At 71.5% G+C, this 16460-nt stretch carries 14 protein-coding genes and 1 pseudogene; 5 read left to right on the forward strand and 10 right to left on the reverse strand.

The genetic code is table 11. The features are described from left to right. The first annotated feature begins 219 nt into the window (after nucleotides 1-219). Entirely contained in the window at nucleotides 220-969 is a 750-nt protein-coding gene (locus tag ACFZAX_RS04075) for an SDR family oxidoreductase (protein WP_390958859.1), read from the forward strand. A gap of 600 nt (nucleotides 970-1569) precedes the next feature. On the opposite strand, the gene ACFZAX_RS04080 is transcribed toward ACFZAX_RS04075, so the two are convergent. Then, entirely contained in the window at nucleotides 1570-1836 is a 267-nt protein-coding gene (locus ACFZAX_RS04080; RefSeq protein ID WP_390958861.1) for a hypothetical protein, read from the reverse strand. Between the two features lie 232 nt (nucleotides 1837-2068). Between ACFZAX_RS04080 and ACFZAX_RS04085 the strand changes: the two genes are divergently transcribed. Next, nucleotides 2069-2380, forward strand: coding sequence for an NIPSNAP family protein (locus ACFZAX_RS04085; RefSeq protein WP_390958863.1), 312 nt, complete (start codon nucleotides 2069-2071; stop codon nucleotides 2378-2380). A gap of 67 nt (nucleotides 2381-2447) precedes the next feature. On the opposite strand, the gene ACFZAX_RS04090 is transcribed toward ACFZAX_RS04085, so the two are convergent. Further along, complete coding sequence (locus ACFZAX_RS04090; RefSeq protein ID WP_390958865.1) at nucleotides 2448-2615, reverse strand: hypothetical protein; 168 nt, start codon at nucleotides 2613-2615, stop codon at nucleotides 2448-2450. 75 nt (nucleotides 2616-2690) lie between these two features. Here ACFZAX_RS04090 and ACFZAX_RS04095 point away from each other — a divergent pair, with 75 nt between their 5' ends. Both ACFZAX_RS04095 and ACFZAX_RS04100 read left to right on the forward strand, forming a co-directional pair. Next, nucleotides 2691-3368, forward strand: a complete 678-nt coding sequence (locus ACFZAX_RS04095) for a hypothetical protein (protein WP_390959230.1) — start codon at nucleotides 2691-2693, stop codon at nucleotides 3366-3368. 352 nt (nucleotides 3369-3720) lie between these two features. Then, nucleotides 3721-4554: a PIG-L family deacetylase gene (locus ACFZAX_RS04100; protein ID WP_390958867.1), complete on the forward strand. Its 834-nt coding sequence runs from the start codon at nucleotides 3721-3723 to the stop codon at nucleotides 4552-4554. Between the two features lie 202 nt (nucleotides 4555-4756). On the opposite strand, the gene ACFZAX_RS04105 is transcribed toward ACFZAX_RS04100, so the two are convergent. The 8 genes from ACFZAX_RS04105 to ACFZAX_RS04140 form a co-directional block, all read right to left on the reverse strand. Continuing rightward, a complete protein-coding gene (locus tag ACFZAX_RS04105; protein WP_390958869.1) occupies nucleotides 4757-5101 on the reverse strand; it encodes an SCO4225 family membrane protein in 345 nt (114 codons plus the stop codon). A gap of 245 nt (nucleotides 5102-5346) precedes the next feature. After that, a complete protein-coding gene (locus ACFZAX_RS04110; RefSeq protein ID WP_390958871.1) occupies nucleotides 5347-5688 on the reverse strand; it encodes a hypothetical protein in 342 nt (113 codons plus the stop codon). Between the two features lie 381 nt (nucleotides 5689-6069). Further along, the gene (locus tag ACFZAX_RS04115; RefSeq protein ID WP_390958873.1) at nucleotides 6070-6669 is read right to left on the reverse strand and encodes a hypothetical protein; all 600 of its coding nucleotides are present in this window, start codon (nucleotides 6667-6669) and stop codon (nucleotides 6070-6072) included. A gap of 632 nt (nucleotides 6670-7301) precedes the next feature. Beyond that, nucleotides 7302-8666: a VWA-like domain-containing protein gene (locus ACFZAX_RS04120; protein WP_390958874.1), complete on the reverse strand. Its 1365-nt coding sequence runs from the start codon at nucleotides 8664-8666 to the stop codon at nucleotides 7302-7304. Next, nucleotides 8663-9961, reverse strand: coding sequence for a sigma 54-interacting transcriptional regulator (locus ACFZAX_RS04125; protein ID WP_390958876.1), 1299 nt, complete (start codon nucleotides 9959-9961; stop codon nucleotides 8663-8665). Before ACFZAX_RS04125 ends, ACFZAX_RS04120 begins: the two co-directional genes overlap by 4 nt. A gap of 81 nt (nucleotides 9962-10042) precedes the next feature. After that, nucleotides 10043-11608, reverse strand: coding sequence for a hypothetical protein (locus ACFZAX_RS04130; protein ID WP_390958878.1), 1566 nt, complete (start codon nucleotides 11606-11608; stop codon nucleotides 10043-10045). Nucleotides 11609-11772: 164 nt separating this feature from the next. Beyond that, the gene (locus ACFZAX_RS04135; protein WP_390958880.1) at nucleotides 11773-12534 is read right to left on the reverse strand and encodes a polysaccharide deacetylase family protein; all 762 of its coding nucleotides are present in this window, start codon (nucleotides 12532-12534) and stop codon (nucleotides 11773-11775) included. A 431-nt stretch (nucleotides 12535-12965) separates the two neighbouring features. After that, on the reverse strand, nucleotides 12966-15056 hold the full coding sequence (locus tag ACFZAX_RS04140) for a glycosyl hydrolase family 28-related protein (protein WP_390958881.1): 2091 nt from the start codon (nucleotides 15054-15056) through the stop codon (nucleotides 12966-12968). Between the two features lie 463 nt (nucleotides 15057-15519). Here ACFZAX_RS04140 and ACFZAX_RS04145 point away from each other — a divergent pair. Next, a pseudogene (locus ACFZAX_RS04145) lies at nucleotides 15520-16341 on the forward strand (siderophore-interacting protein); the annotation flags it as partial. Nucleotides 16342-16460 lie beyond the last annotated feature (119 nt).

Here is a 16460-nt window from a genome sequence, read left to right on the forward strand (position 1 = left end):
CACTCGGCCTGCTGCGTTAAACGCCAAGCTTACGATCCGTTCCGGATCGGTGACCTGGAGGCGAAGGGGCGGATCCTGGGCATGTTGGAGCGGATCGGGGCTCCGTCATCCGGGTAAAAAGCTTGCGGCACCTGCCCGTTGACGCCGAAGACCGGCGGTCGTACCGTCGCCGGGCAGAGATGTGACCATCGTTCATGAACGAGGACATGGGGTGAGGTCGTGGGGCAGCGCAGGGTCGTGGTGTCGGGTGGCGGTACGGGCATCGGGCGAGCGGTGGCCGAGGTCTTTGCGGCGGACGGCGACCACGTCGTCCTCATCGGGCGGCGCGAGGGGCCACTGGAGAAGGCCGCCGGAGAGCTCGACGCCGCGCATGGTGCGGGAACGGCCTCCTGGGTCGCCGCCGATCTGAGCGATCCCCGCCAGGCCCGCAGAGCCGTGGAGTTCTGCACCACGGGCGGCGCGCAGGTCGACGTGATCGTCGCCAACGCCGGCGGCAACGTCGCACCGGCCCATGACGGCACCCTCGAAGGCGTCGCGGACAGCTTCCGCCGCAACTTCGAGGCCAACGTGCTCACCGCCGTGCTGCTCACCGAAGGATTGCTGCCGCACCTCACCCGGCCCGGCGGCCGGATCATCCAGATGTCGTCCATCGCCGCGCTGCGCGGCCCCGGTTCGTACGGCGGCTCCAAGGCCACCGTCAACGCCTACACCGTCGACCTGGCGCAGAAGCTCGGCCCGCAGGGCATCACCGTGAACGCGGTCGCTCCAGGCTTTGTCGCCGACACCGAGTTCTTCGGCGACCGGGCCACGCCCGAGTTCGTCGCCGCCCGGACCGAGCAGTCACTGACGGGCCAGGCCGGCCGCCCCTCGGACATCGCCGCCGCAGTGCACTATGTGGCGTCACCTGAAGCGGCGTACATGACGGCGCAGATCGTGCATGTGAACGGTGGGGCGGCACTGGGGCGTTGACGGCCCGTGACCGGTGCGCAGCCGCTCCGCGCGCGACCAGCCCGACTCCACACTCGTTGGGCCGGCATGGGGATCTCTCCCAGTCGGCCCGCGGGCAGGAGTCGCACGAGGACCGACGCGAGGCGGCCTGTTTCACCCTTCACATCAAGGAGCACGAACCATGCCCGCCCACGCACCCCGCTTCGACGGGTACGAGGGGTAACCCCTGTAGTTGCCGCCCATGCCCGACCACACGCCCCAAGCACTTCGGTCGGCGATTCCGGCGGCGTGTGCCGGCAGGTGTTGTCCGGTCCGGATTCCGGCGAGAGCGAGGGAGTCCCGCACATCCTGCCGGGCCTCCGCGACGAGTCCGCGTACCCGGCCCACCGACACCTCGGTCACCGGGCTGCCGTCCGTCCGTCAACGTCGGACGTCAGCCGGACGATGTCGCCGACGCGTTCGGCCATCGACGACGGATCGTGGGCGGAGCAGGAGCAGAAAAAAGCAGGAGCAGGAGCAGCCGGTGCCGTCGATCACCTCCGGCCAGTCCCGCCGGGACTGGCCGGAGGACCTGCCTGGCTCGACGAAGGCCGACGAAGACCGCGTCGGTGGTGCTGTCGCTCAGCCGGAACCCTCCGGCGGCGACAGGTCCGGCATGGTGAGCAGCACGGGGAGGGATCTGCCGAGCGGGCCGGTCGGGCACGGCCTGTGCCCCTCCTCCGGCTCGAAGTCGTGGCAGACGGCGATCTGCGTGACCGCCGTCCCTGCCTCCGCCGAGGTGAGCTCCCCGTTCAGCACGAGGCGGTCATGTGACGGGCGCTCGCCGACCGGCCGGAGCGCGAAGTCGTCGGCGGCAGCGAAGATCTCCAGAACGGGCCGCATCACCATCACACCGGGATGATGCCGAACCCGCCGCTCCATCGGCACGGGCTTTCACCTGTCGTACGGTCGCGGTCGCTGCCGGCCTCGTGCCCCGTCCGCGCCCAGCGGAGCGGGTCACCGGCAGCCGAATCACCCTCTCCTCCACCGCGAGGGGACGCGGCGCCCACGTCCGAGTCGGAGCCGCCGACCATGGCCCCCGCCGTACGGGTGCCCGCCCGGGACACGGAATCATGCGGGCATGGTCACCATTCACCTGAAGTACGAGATCGACCCCGACAAGCTCGAGGATTTCGAGGAGTACGGCCGCCGCTGGGTGCGGCTCGTCAACCGGTTCGGCGGGACGCACCACGGCTACTTCCTGCCCAGTGAGGGCGACAGCGATATCGCCTACGCGCTGTTCTCCTTCCCCGGTCTGGCCGCGTACGAGCAGTACCGCTCGGACAGCATGTCCGACCCGGAGTGCCTGCAAGCGTTCGAACTGGCTCGTGAGACCCGCTGCATCAAGCGCTACGAGCGCCGGTTCCTCAGGCCGCTGGAGGTCCAGTCCTAGTTGACGTGTGCGGTCGGGAGCGACCCCGCCGAACCCTCGCGGCCCACGAATGTCAGGCCCGGAGGGGCTACCGGACCAGCGGCTGTCCGTACCTCTCCGGGCCGGCGGTACCGCCGAGGCCACCGGCGCTGCCCTTGGTCCTGGTCGGCCTCTCCTCCGTACGGGTGGGTGGGGAGACCGGCCATTCCTCGGAGCCGATGCCGCTGGGACAGAAGCCGGACGTGTCCAGGATCATTTCAAGATCGGCTCGGTCCTAGTGTCATCGGTGGAAGCAGGAAGCCCCGCCACCGAATCGCCGCTGGAGATCATGATGCGTTCGCGCCTCACCGCACGTTCCACTCGTCTCTTCCTCGCCGCCGCAGCCGTGACGGCTCTCGCCGCCACCTCCACCGCCTGCAGCCCCTCCGACGTCGAGGATGCCGCCGGTTCCTCGGCTCCCTCCGCCGAAAGCTCCGGCTCCTCCGGCGCGAGCACCCCCGCCGGCGCGTCCGGTACCAGCGCGTCCGGTACCAGCGCGCCCGGCTCAAGCACGTCCGATGACGGAACCGCGGCCTCCGGCAACGGTGACAAGAGCGGCTACGGGCAGTCCTGCGGCACCAACGACCTGGAGTTCACGGTCACTGCCAAGTCCCAGGCCGGTGGCTACTACCTCGTCACCGCCAAGGCCAAGTCCGGCATCACCTGCTACCTGGACGTCAACACTCCCAGCGTGTCCTTCGGCTCCGGCGTCGACGGCGTCGCCTCTCCTGTCGGACAGGGCGGCGAAGGTTCCATCAAGCTCACCGGCTCCGCCGTCGCGTACACCGGTATCAGTCCCAAGACCACCGATGGCGACGGTGGCAAGGAGTTCGAGACCGTCATCATCGCCACCACCGACGACGATCCCGATCCCGCCGAGCTCAAGCTCCCCGACACCGCCACCGTGGACAAGCCCATCGTCACCAACTGGTCCACCGACCCGGCCGAGACCGTCCCGGTCATCATCTGACGGCCCGGCCCGGCCCGGCACGGCACGGCACGGCACGGCACGGCCCGGCCCGGCACGGCACGGCACGGCACGGCACGGACGGCATCGCGCTCCACACCAGGGCGTACGTCGACGCGATCACCTGGCGGGCCCCGCCCGACGGGCTTGTCCGGACACGGCTCGGACAAGGTGGACGTTCCGGGAACAGCCGGTCCGGTCGGCACGGTTGTGAGAGAGGGAGTGCGGCGGCGAACGGGCGGACGGACGGCGGCCACGAGGTCGTCCGGACCACCAGGGACCGGCCGCCCCGGCATTGCGGTACCCCCGCCGTGCACTCGGACCACCACGTAATTCTGCAGAAGGACTGTTCTTCATGACTGACCGGCCGTTGACGCTCATGGCAGTGCATGCCCACCCCGACGACGAGGCCACCAGTACGGGCGGGGTCCTCGCGCGGTACGCGGCGGAGGGCATCCGCACGGTGCTCGTGACGTGTACCGACGGCGGTTGCGGTGACGGACCGGGCGGCATCAAACCGGGCGATCCCGGGCATGACCCGGCGGCCGTCGCCTCGATGCGCCGCCAGGAACTCGAGGCCAGCCGCGAGGTCCTCAAGATCACCGATCTGGAGATGCTGGACTACGCCGATTCCGGGATGGTCGGCTGGCCGAGCAACGAGGCACCCGGGTCCTTCTGGCAGACCCCCGTGGAGGAAGGCGCTGCCCGGCTCGCGCAGCTCATGCTGCACTACCGGCCCGATGTCGTGGTCACCTACGACGAGAACGGCTTCTACGGCCACCCCGACCACATCCAGGCCCACCGCATCACGATGGCCGCGCTGGAGATGACCGCGCTGACACCGAAGGTGTACTGGACGACCATGCCGCGCTCGATGATGCAGCGTTTCGGCGAGACCATGCGCGAGTTCCAGGAGGACATGCCCGAGCCGGATCCGGCCGAGGCCGCCGCGCTGGCCGAGATCGGCCTCCCGGACGACGAGATCACCACGTGGGTGGACACCACCGCGTTCAGTGGTCAGAAGTTCGATTCCCTGGCCGCGCACGCCAGCCAGGGCGAGAACATCTTCTTCCTGAAAATGGGCAAGGAGAGGTTCGCCGAGTTCATGGGCGTGGAGACCTTCGTGCGGGTCAAGGACGCCACCGGCGCGGCCCTACCCGAGAACGACCTGTTCGCCGGATTGCGCTGATCCTCCGGCCGTCCTGGGCCGACGCGGCCCCTCCGGACCCGACCGGCCCCTCTCCGTCCCGGTCCGGGAGGGGCCTCTCCGGATACGCGGACACCAGGTGACCCGCACAAGGATCCGCGTCGAACCGTCGGCTGTCGCGGCGGCGTCCCTACCCTGGGCGACGGAAACCCCACGGCGAGAACAGGACCGTGATCGACCGCGCTCAAGCCCTGCTGGACGAAGGCGTGCGAGGGTGGCCGGACTCTCTGCGTATCCCTCGCAGTCCTTCCCAGAGCAGTCCCAGAGCCAGTGACTGGATGACTGCGCTGACAGCGAAGACGACAGTCAGAACCATGTCGGACAGCCCGCCTCCGACCATCTCGACGCCCTCTGTGAGCGCTATCGACACGGGGGCGGTCAGCAGCATGACCCACAGCCCTCCCATTTCTTGGGGACCCTCGATGATGGCGACAGCCACCTCGAACACGGCCCCCGCTCCGACAAGTCCGAGGTACAAGGCAGAGACAGGGTTGGCAAAACCCAGACGGCAAAGCTTGCGCGCGATCATGAGCTACTCCAGACGGGTGACGGCATCGCCTCATGATCCTGAGGAGAATGTGGCTGCGGCGTGAGTACGTGTACTCAGCAGGCTGCGAAAAGACCCCAGACTCGTCCGCGTACGCGCCGCCGATCGGAGCCCTCCCGGAAGCTGACGGGCTCCACTCGAAGGCCGTCGCCGAGGTGGCGGGGGCGCTGGCAGGGGCGGGCGGCACCGGTCGCCCCGGTCGCCCCGGCCGCCCCGTAGGAGCCGCCTCAACCCTTCAGGGCCGCTCCGCGCCAGATCGTCATGTCTGCCTGGACGAAGCCGGCCTCCGGCATCGCGGTCGACTTCACCCCGATCACGAGGAGCGCGATGTCACCCTCGGCGCTCCTGACGCAGATCTCGCTCCCGTTGGCCGCGGCTGCGAGCGGGATGCTGTGGTTCTTGTCGTCCTCCAGGTACGTACGGCAATCGTCGAGGGTCGTGGCCGTCTCTGTGGGCATCAGCTCCAACGCGGCTGTGCGGGAGGTCAGTTCACAGCCCGCCACCGTGCATCCGAAGCGGAGTTCACCCGTGCGGCCCTTTGCGTCCGTGGTCGGATCGTCGAGGTCCACCGAGTTCTTCGTATGCAGGTTGACGAGTGGGTACGGCTGCGGCCTCGGGTCCGAGGGCGAGGCGGATGCCGACCCCGACGCGCCTGCGTCGCGGCCCGGAGCCGCCGTGTCGGAGGAGTCGGTGGAAGCCGGCGCGGACCCCGTCTCGGAAGCCGACGTCCGTGTGCCGGTGTTCGCGCCCATACGCCCTCATCGGCGACGACTGCCCACCCGCGCCCGTGGAGTGGTCGTGGCATCGGGAGCCGTAGGCCGGAGCGGCCAAAACACAGAGCGGCCGAAACGCAGAGCGCCCGGCCGGGAGAATCCCAGCCGGGTCGCGTCAGGTCGGATCAGCCGGCCGGATCAACTGGTCGAATCCGATCAACCGGCCGGATCAGCAGGTCAGATCGTCGGCGTGTCGTCGACAATCTCCTTGTGCGGCTCGACGATGAACTTCCAGCCGTCGCTGGGCTCCAGGAACCGCACGCGGGTGGGGTAGATGTCCAGGGCGCGACGGTCCCGGTTCTGGCCGTTCGAGCCCTTCCGGGCCCGGGCCGGCTCCTCGTACAGGTCGACCTTGACGTCCGGCACCGCGACGGTTTCCTCGCTCCAGCGCTGGACGACACCCGCGCCGAACGCCTCACGCGCGGAGGCGTAGAGCGAGTCCAGGGACTCCTTGCTCCCGTTGGGCACGAAGAGGGCGAGGTTCAGCAGGACGCCGGCGCTCTGCAGGACCTCGATCGTTTCCCCCGCTTCGTCGGCGGCCCAGATGCCACCCTCGTCGGCGTTGTCCGGGAGGACGTGGACCTCTTCACCGAAGACCGTCTTCGCGACGAAGGACCCGCCTTCGAAATCCTTGCCCGGCGCCGTCAGGAATGCCGGGGCATAGCAATCGAGAGAGAGGCCGTCCACCCCTGCCGGAACAAAAATGTTGTCCTGGGGTCCCAGGCCTGAAATCTCGTCAGCCGTAAGACGTCGAGCCGTAACCTTCTCGGTGTTCACGCCATTCCCCTTTTGCTCGCGGCGTTCTGTGAATTCATTAATACTCTACCACGAAAATGATCACCCAAGAGCTGTTCCATAATCCGTGACATACCGGAGCGCAGCCCCAAGTGCGTTGCTCCGCAAGGCGGAGGGGAGTCCGCCCGCCGGACGTAGGCGCACGTCGGACAAGGTGGGGAGACGCCGCGGAAGACACCGAACACGCACCCCGGGGCGAACAGGGGAAGCCTTTGGTGAAGCCATTGAATGCAGCTTCCCGCAGGGAATGAAAACTCCACTCCCCCGATCGCTCTCCCAGGGGTACGGGCGGCTCCCAGCCGAATCCCAAAAGGAATTCGACATCCACGGAAAAGCGAAAGGAGAGGGGCGGGAGGAAGGGTGCTGAGGGGGGACCGCGTCGCGAAGAAGGTCTCTCCTGAGGGCAGCCCCGTGGGTGTGGAACTGCCGCCCGGACGAATCCCGGTCTTCGGCGGGCGGACGGGCCTACGGACGACACCGCGACACGACGTCGCCGCGCCCACGACGTCACGGCGTCGCCGCGCCACCCCGCCACCCCGCCACCCCGACACGGCGTCACTGCAACACCGCGCCACCGCGCCACCGCTCCACCGCTCCACCGGCGAGTGGGCAGCTCAGCCGATGGTGACGGTACGTGCCCAGGCCGGCGGGGTGTCCGGTACGTAGTCGGGGTCGCCCTCCGGGTCGCGGGCGGGACGGGGGAAGAGGCCGACCACGGTGCGGCAGGGCGGAGGCGCGGTGGGCCAGGGCGTCTGGCCGTCCGTCAGGGCGACGACCACGTCCGGTCGGGGCCGCGAGCGGAGCGCCCGGGCGAAGCCGGAGCGGAGATCCGTCCCCCCGCCGCCCATCAGCTCGATGCCCTCGGCGCGGCAGAGCGGCACGGCGATCCCGGCCGCCGCGTCGCAGGAGATCACCGAGACGAGGTCCCGTCGGCCGCCCACCGCACGGGAGATCGCCGCCACCTCCAGCAACGCGCTGCCCAGTTCGGCGTCGCTCACCGATCCCGAGGTGTCGATCACGACGCAGACCCGGGGCGGCATCCGGCGCAGACTCGGCAGAAGCACTCCGCGCAGGCCGGCCGAGCGCCGGGACGGGCGCCGGTAGCTGTGGTTCTCCCCCACTCCCGGTGCACTTGCCGCGGAGTGGATCGCCGCCCCGAGCAACCGCCGCCAGGGCTGCGGGGGATGGAACACCTCGTCGGCCCAGCGGCGCCATCCCTCCGGAGCGCTGCCCGGCCGGCCCCTGATCCCCTCGGCGACCCGGAAACGGACGGCGTCCCGCTGCTGCCTGCTCAGACCGTGTGCGCCGTCGGCCCCCAGGTCCCACCGACGCGCCTGGCCGTCGGCACCACTTCCGCAGTCCAGCCAGGCCAGGTTCCCGGTGAGCCCCGACATCGACGCCGTCCGGAGGTACTCCTCCATCAGCAGCCCGTCGGGCAGCCTCAGCAGCGACGGCAGCACCACCCCCGTGGGCATCGGCAGGCCGTCGCCGTAGATGTCGTCGTTGATCTCGAAGTCGGCGGCGATGTTGCGCCGCAGCCGCTCGCCCGGCCCGTACTCCTCGTGCTCCCGCCCGTAGCGTTCGCCCCGTTCGTGGTGGTCCCTGAGCAGATGGGAGACCTCGTGCACCCAGACGCCCGCCAGTTCCTCCACCGGGGTGCGCGCCACGAAACCGGGGGAGACGTAGACGCGCCAGTGCGCGTCCACCGCCATGGTCGGCACCGACCGGTCCTCCACCACGTGCAGCGCGAACAGGGCGCCGGCCAGGTACGGGCGGACCTTCACCGCGTGCAGACGGCCGGCGAGCAGCTTCTCCCTGTCCAGCGGGAGCCCCGGGCCGCCGCGTACCGTGCCGGATCCGCCCGCCGGCCCGGGTGCGGTGGCCCCCACCGGGCGCGGCGGGGCGGGACGGGCCACCGGGCGCGGCGGGGCGGGACGGGCCACCGGGCGCGGCAGCGGGCGCTCCGTACCCCCGGTCATCGGCGTGCCGACCTGGTGCGCACGGTGCCGTCCGCCACCGCGACCCGGTGCACCGACTGGTCCGCCCGCCGGGCGAGCCCGATCACCGCCACCAGCCGCTCCACCGCCTCCGGTACCTCCCAGTCGACGCGCCGCAGCGAGGCCAACGCCGTCGCCGGGGCGACCAGGAGGTCCGGAGCCCCGGTCTCCAGGGCTCTGGCCAGCACCGCCCAGCCCGCCTCCCAGCGCTCCCGCTCGGGCCGCGCCCCGACGGCGGCGACCACCGCTTCCAGGGCCGCCTGCCGCAGGTCGCCCCGCTCCGGCAGTTCGGCGGAGGGCGGATCGGCGAGCAGCGCTTCCGGGTCCGGCAGGTCCATCCGGTCCAGATGGGCGAGGAGTTCGAGTCCCGGCCCGTCCCCGACCGTGCCCCGCACCAGCAGTGCCAGCACCTCGCGGGAGGCTGATGCCGCCGTACCGAAGGCGAGCAGGGTGAGCGCGGCTTCCCAGCTCCGGGGCGAGGGCCAGGCACCGCCGCGCCGGGTCTCCGTACTGGGCAGCCGGTGGATCAGCGTCGGCCGGGCTTCCAGGAATCCGCAGACCGCGCGCCGGGCGAAGGCCACCGCTTCCGGCAGCCGTTCCGGCGCCAGGCGGGGCAGCTCCGCCCGCGGCCAGACGCCGCCCAGCCCGCGCACCACCACCTCCCGGTCGTGCGTCCAGTACAGGTGCACGAACCGGTTGGCCAGGGGCGGGCTCAGCTCCCATCCGTCCGCCGCCGAGGCGCTGGGGTTGGCCGCGGCCACGATGCGTACGTCGGCCGGCAGTTGCAGCGCGCCGACCCTCCGCTCCAGGACGACCCGGAGCAGCGCGGCCTGGACGGCCGGGGTCGCGGTGGACAGCTCGTCCAGGAAGAGCAGCCCGCGTCCGGCCCTGACGAGCTCCACCGCCCACTGCGGCGGTGCCATCGGCACTCCCCGTACCTCCGGGTCGTCGCCGACGATGGGCAGGCCGGAGAAGTCGGTCGGCTCGTGGACGCTGGCGATCACGGTCGTCAGCGGCAGGCCGAGGGAGCCGGCGAGCTGGGTCAGGGCCGCGGTCTTGCCGATGCCCGGCTCGCCCCAGAGCAGGACGGGGAGGTCCGCGGAGACGGCCAGGGTGAGGGCTTCGAGTTGTTCGTCCGGGCGGGACTCGGTGGTGGTCGCGCGCAGGAGGTTCAGGAGGTCGTCGGCCACGGCGAGGCGGGTGCCGGCCGGAGCGGTGGCGGACCCGGACGGGCCGGGGGTGGGGGCATGGGTGGGCAGAAGGGTGCTGGGGGTCATGGGCATCACCTCGGGTGGAAGAGGACGAGAGGACGTACGGGACCGGATGCGCGGTGCCGGCACCCGGGTCGGGCGAGGAGTTCAGGCCATTCCGGTACGGGGCCGGGCCCGGCGGCTCAGCTTGGAGCGCACAGCGCGGGGTGTACGGCGGTCGAGCCGAGGGCGGTGGCCCGTCTCCGGATACCTCGGGTCCGCGGACCTTCCGCCCGCCGCCACCCCGGCCCCCGGGTGTACGGCGACCAGGCCGGACCGGAAGAGACCCTGGTCGACACGGCGGGCCACGGCCGACTCCAACTCGTCCCGCGGCGGCCCCTCGCGCAGGACCGCACCGGGTCCGAGCAGCCCTTCGACCACGGCCAGCGCGCCGGTGACGTCTCCGTGGCCCAGCCGCTCCCGGACTGCGGGCAGCGCCTCCGGGGCGCGGTGCACCTCGTCGATGGCCCGCAGGCAGGGCAGCGGGGGCCCGCCGAGCGCAACCAGCAGGGCCTCGCGGCGCAGTTGTTCCGCACCGTGGTCGATGGCCGTCAGCACCCCGTCCCGCAGCCCGATCCGGTGGACCTCGCCCCGGCACGCGACCCGGTGCGGATCACCGGCGGGGGATACGGGCACGGCGCCCGGTCCCGTACGGGGCGACGCCACCAGGTCAGACGCCACCAGGTCAGACGCCACCGGGTCCGACGCCACCGGGTCCGACGCCGCCAGCGCCGCGGCGACGAGCGGATGCAGCCGGTCGACGGCGATCAGCCCCGCTCGGAGCAGTTCCAGATCCGGCAGGACCCGGGAAGCCGCCTCCGGCAGCAACGGGAGCGCCGCGATCTCCTGCGGCGGCAGTGTCTCCCGCAGTTGCCGGAGCGTCGGGGCGTGGCTGTCGTCGGGGGCGACGAGTTCGAGTACGGCGCGGCTCCGCGTACCGAGCCGCACGGTGAAGGCGCCGCGGGGGAGCCCCTCGGCCCGCAGCAGCAACTCCGCCTCGGGGGCCCAGTTCGCCACCGCCCACGAGCCGTCGGCGGTGGCGGGCAGCTCCGGCACGGCGGGGCGGGCGGATACGGACGGGGCGGGGCGGGCGGATACGGACGGGGCGGGCCGGGCCGGGGACGGCACCCGGTCGGCGCCGCACCGCCGGGCCAGCTCGCCGATCCGCTCGTGGTCCCAGAGATGCCGGTGGAGGTCGAGCCGGAAGCGCCGGTCGGGACGCGGGTGCGGATGGTGCGTGGGCGTGCCGTTCCCCGTCCCCTCCCACAGGGCCAGGGACATCCGCTGCCCGAAATCCGCCTGCGCCGGGGGTGTCCGCACCACCAGGTGCAGCGGCGGGGAGCCCTCGCCCCGGTACCGGGCGAGGGAGAGGGTCAGGCCGTCACGGAGTCGCCCGTCGGGGGCCGTACGGGGCATGTGCCATCGGAGCAGGTCCGGCACCAGGCGGCGCAGGTCCGCCCGGACACGGGAGGCGAGAGAAGTGCCGTGGCGGTGGCGCACGGCGCGCAGATCGAAGTCGACGTCGATCCGGGCGGCGGCGCACGCCCCGGCCCAGTCGCCGACGGCACGCCGAGCGGCCGCGGTCTCGATCATGGACGGTGGCACGGCGTACTCACGCACGCGTTGCCACATCAGAAGGTGGGCCGGAATCGTGTTCGCGGGGCGAAGTGCCATCAGCACTCACCTTGCGCGGACGATTCCCCCGATCCGTAAGAGAGGTTGTCAGTCATCGACGGCATCTTAGGCACCGCGGTGGAGTTCTGTCAGGCCCCTTTTCTCCGACCGCGCCGTTCACGACGGACGGCCGGACCGCCGCGCCCCGGCAGGACACCGCCGGGTCACCGTACGGGGAAGCCGAAGGTGTACCCCTGCTCCTTGAGCCAGGGCAGCACCTCGCGCAGGGCGTCCACGGTCTCGGCGCGGTCGCCGCCGGCGTCGTGGAAGAGGACGGTCGGGCCGTTGGCCATCTCGCTCTTCACGGTCGCGACGATGGTCTCCACTCCGGGGTGCTCGAAGTCCTTGGTGTCGACGTTCCAGCCCAGCGGGCGCATCCCCCGGGACGCGGCCAGCTGACGGCTGTAAGGGGTGAAGGCGCCGCCCGGAGCCCTGTAGTACATCGGCCGGACACCCCCGGACGCCTCGGTGATCATCTTCTCGGCGTCGAGGATCTCCTTCGACTGGTAGGCCTCGGACTTCTTGTCCATGGCGGTGTCGTGCGAGATCGTGTGGTCGCAGAGCCGGTGGCCGTCCGCCACGACCGCCTTGACCAGGTCCGGGTACGCCTTGGCCTGTGTGCCCACCATGCAGAACGTCGCCTTCACGCCGTTCTCCTTGAGCAGCTCCAGAACCTTCGGCGTCCAGGCCGGGTCCGGCCCGTCGTCGATGGTGATGTTGACGCCCTTGGGGCCCTGGTCGGAGGCGTGCACGATGCCCACCGCGACGGGGCTGACGGCGGGAGCCGAGGCGTGCGCCTGCGGCTGCCGCTGGACGGAGGTGTCGGCCTGCGCCGTCCACATGGACGCCGCGACGGCCGCGCCCGTCACTCCGAGCGACAGCGCGAAGATCTTGCCGTGCCATCCCCTTCCCTTGTGCTTCGCCATGTCCGCCCGCCCCTTTTGCCGTGTCCGCCGGTGCCGTGTCCGATGCCGTGCACCCATCTACACATGCGAACAGCTGGACGAGGAAGCTCGGTTACCGATCACGGACAATGCTGCAGGGGGGCGGCGACAAACGCAGGGGTTCCGCGACAGGGACAGAGCGCTTCGCCCCCGCGTGCGCGGCGATCCACGGCCGAGTCGGCCGCGATGGTCCCGGCTCCGGGCGAGCGGGAGGCGGCGGAGGCGTGCACACCTGCGCATCGCGTCTCACTCGGCGTAACCGGCTCTACGCCCGGGGCGGCGGGCCGTGGCTCGTCCGTGTCCCCCTCCGCTCGGTCCGAAGCGGCGCGTGGAGCTGGTCCGGCCCGGCTCGACCCCCCGCCGGTGGCGGGAGGTGGGAGACGGGCCGGACAAGCCGGGTCACCGCGTGCGGGTCACCACGCCGACGGTGCCGGGGGTGCGACGACGGGCGGGCGGTCGTCGCAGGTGAGGGTGTTGGGCAGTTGCCAGGAGCCGAACCAGGGGCCGGTGGTGCCGCCGCCGTCGTTACCGCCGAGATCGGTCAGGCTGAACTCCGAACCGGTCGAGGGGAAGTTGAACGATCCGCAGTTGTTGATACCGACCGCGCCGACGTTGCGGGCGTCCACGTTCTCGAAGGTCGCCGACCCGGCGGCGCGGGCGCTGATCACCGAGGTTCCGGTGCCGTCCACCCGTACGTCCTTGAAGTGCACGTCGCTGATCTTGTAGGTGTCCTTCACCGGCCAGTCGGTGACCAGCATCAGGGCGTTGTAGGTCGAGTCGAGGTAGCTGTCGCCGGTGACCCGGATGTCCGCGTCGATGTTCCGCTCCAGCGCGTAGAACCAGAGGGCGCCGAGCCCGATGTTCCAGTTCAGCTCGTACGTACCGGAGCGGACCGTGGTGTTGCCGGTGAGGTGGAGGTACCCGGCGAAGGGTTCGGCGCCGAAACGGGAGCCGACGTGCAGGGCGCTGCCCTCACGGACCGGGTCGGCGACCAGGTTGTGGGAGACGGTGGTGTCCGTACCGCCGTAGACCGCGATGCCGTTGGCGAGCACCGGGGACTGCACGGTGTTGTGGTCGACGGTGTTGCGGGCGTCGGCGCTCTTCTCCGACCAGAGGGCGAGGGCGTCGTCGCCGGAGTTGCGCACGAAGTTGTTCCGGACGACCGAATCGGTCACGCCGGTATGGAAGTTGAGGCCGTCGGCGATCTGGTCGGTGATGGTGTTCCCGGTGATCCGCAGGTTCGACATCGGGCCGTCGAACCACATGCCGACCTTGGTGTGGTGGACGTACAGCCCTTCGATCACGGAGTCGCTGAGCGCCCCGCCGACGCCGTTCACCTGGTCGGTGTCGACGCGCTCGCGCACGTCGCCCTCGATGGCGAAGCCCGAGAGGCGTACGTGCCGGCTGCCGCCGTCCGCCGCGGCCTTGCCGTAGAACCCGACCCCGGTGTGGACGGAGCCGTCGTCCGCCGGTTCTTCCAGGACGACTTGGCGTCCCTTGATGATCGTGTACCAGCTGCCGGCGCCCTCGATCGTGACGTCGTCCACGACGATGTGCCGGTTGACCTGGTACGTACCCGGCGGGATGTAGACGGTGAGGTGCGCGCGCCGGGCGAAGGCGATGGCGCGGTCGATCGCTCCGGCCGACTCCCTCCGGCCGGTCGGGTCCGCGCCGAAGGCGAGTACGTTCGCCGCGAGGGGCCTGATGCGCGGGGGCGCCACCAGCTGCGAGTCGAGGACGTCGATGGTCGTCGCCACCGCCCCGGCACGTACGGGGACGGACAGCCGGACGGTGTCGCCCGCCCGGTAGGTACGGCCCAGCGCCAGGCGCTGCTCGTCGTAGAAGTGACTGGGCCGGAACGGCTTGTCGATCACCGGGGCGGGGCTGGTGGCGGCGGGGACGCAGCCGCACTCCGTGATCCACCAGTCGTCGTGCAGCAGACCGGCGTCGGGGTCGTTGGAGAACGGGTACTGGTTGTACAGCCAGGAGTACTGGGACGTGAGCGTGAGGGTCTTCCTGGTCGTGGGCGTACGCCCCTGTGTATGCCCCTGACCGGCCGCCCCGGTCGCGGTCACGTCGAGCGGGGCGGTGATGCCGCCGCCACCCGGTGCGTCCGGGATGCTGTACCGCACAGTGACCGCGTTGGCGGCGCTCGGCAGCGTGAACTCGACGTACTGGCCCGGCTCCAGGGTCACCGCCCGCCGCCCGGACGCCTCCGCCGGGAGGGTGTACGCGCGCCGGTCGGGGCCGATGAGACGGCCGTCGGTGACGGCGTTCTCCGCCTCCTGCTCGGCCGTACCGAGGTCCGCGCCGGCCCCTGCGACCAGCGCCGGGTCCAACCCGGCGCGGGTCACCACGGGGGCGGCCGTTCCGGTCGTAGCGGTGCGAGGGCCGGGGGCGTCCGTTCCGGTCGTACCGGTGCGAGGGCCGGGGACGTCCGCTTGGGCGACCGTACCGCCGCCGAGACCGAGGCAGATCCCCGCGGTGGCGGCGACGGCCGCCATGGTTCTCCGCCCCGCCCTTCGTCCACTGCTCCGTGCCATCCGTGCCATCCCCAGCTCGATTCTCGTGTCGGGCGCGAACCGCCCTGGACGTTCGAGGCGGATCGGGCGTCGTGAGGTGAGGCGACAGTAGGGACCCGTCGGGGGCCGCCACAAGGTTCGTGCGTGAGGTTTTTCTGTCTGTTCTCGTTCAACGCGCATGGACCCATTGGGTTTTTGCGGCGCTTTGATGGTTCGTTGCAGGTGGCAGGAGCACGCCGGGACGCCGGAGGGCGAACCGGGGCGGGCGTGTGGTGCAGGCGGGGGCGGGCGCAAGGTGCGGGCCGGAGTGGGCGCCGGGTGCGGGCAAAGCAGGCGCGCGGGGCAGGCGGGGGCGGACGCGTAGCGCGGGCGGGGGTGGGCGCGCGCCGCGGGAAAAGGCCTCGCCCCCTGTTGACGACGAGTTAACTTAGGCTAACCTTCCTTCGTGGCGAAAACCCCCAGGCTCATGCCGAAGCATCCCGTTCTGTTCCGCGGCGAAGTGGTCCGCAGCGTGCGCTTCTCCCCGTCCATGCAGCGGGTGACGATCACCGGCGCCAATCTCGGGGACTTCCCCTGGCGGGGATACGACCACTGGTTCCGGCTCTTCCTGCGCCGGCCGCACCAGGAAGAGTTCGTCATGCCGGAGCTCGCCGGCGCGAAGCGCTGGTGGGACCCGTACTTCGCCCTCCCCGAGGACGTACGGCCGCACTGCGCCAACTACACCGTGGCCGACTTCCGGCCCGGGGCGGCCGAGATGGACATCGACTTCGTGGTGCACTGCGGCCCCGGGGGCGAGCCCGAGGGCGGCGCGGCGATCTGGGCGTGCGCGGCCCGCCCCGGCGACCCGGTCGCCCTGCTGGACCAGGGCGGCATCTTCGACCGCCCGGACGACGCCACCGAGGTACTGGTGGTCGCGGACGAGAGCGGCCTGCCGTCGACCGCCGGCATCCTCCGCTCGCTCCCGCGCGACACCGTGGGACGGGTCATCCAGGAGATCCCGCGCGCCGAGGACCGCCGCCCGCTCGACGCACCGGCCGGCGTCTCCGTGACCTGGGTCGTACGCGACGACGCGATCGCGGTGCCCGGCGCCGCCGCCCTGGAGGAGCTCCGCCGCCACGACACCGTGGACGCGGCCGGGTACGCCTACGTCGTCGGCGAGTCCACCCTCGCCACCGAGGGCCGCCGCCACCTCGTCCGCGCGGGCCTGCCGAAGGACCGGATCACCTTCTCGGGCTTCTGGAAGAGCGAGCGGGCGGAGCGGGTCGCGCGCGTCGCCGCCCGAGGACCGACATGCAGGGGTGGGGGGGGGGCCGCCCGGCCGGGGGGGGCCCCCCCCCCCCCCCCCCCCCCCCCCCCCCCCCCCCCCCCCCCCCCCCCCCCCACACG

The sequence above is a fragment of the Streptomyces sp. NPDC008125 genome (assembly GCF_042957125.1).
Lineage (GTDB): Bacteria > Actinomycetota > Actinomycetes > Streptomycetales > Streptomycetaceae > Streptomyces.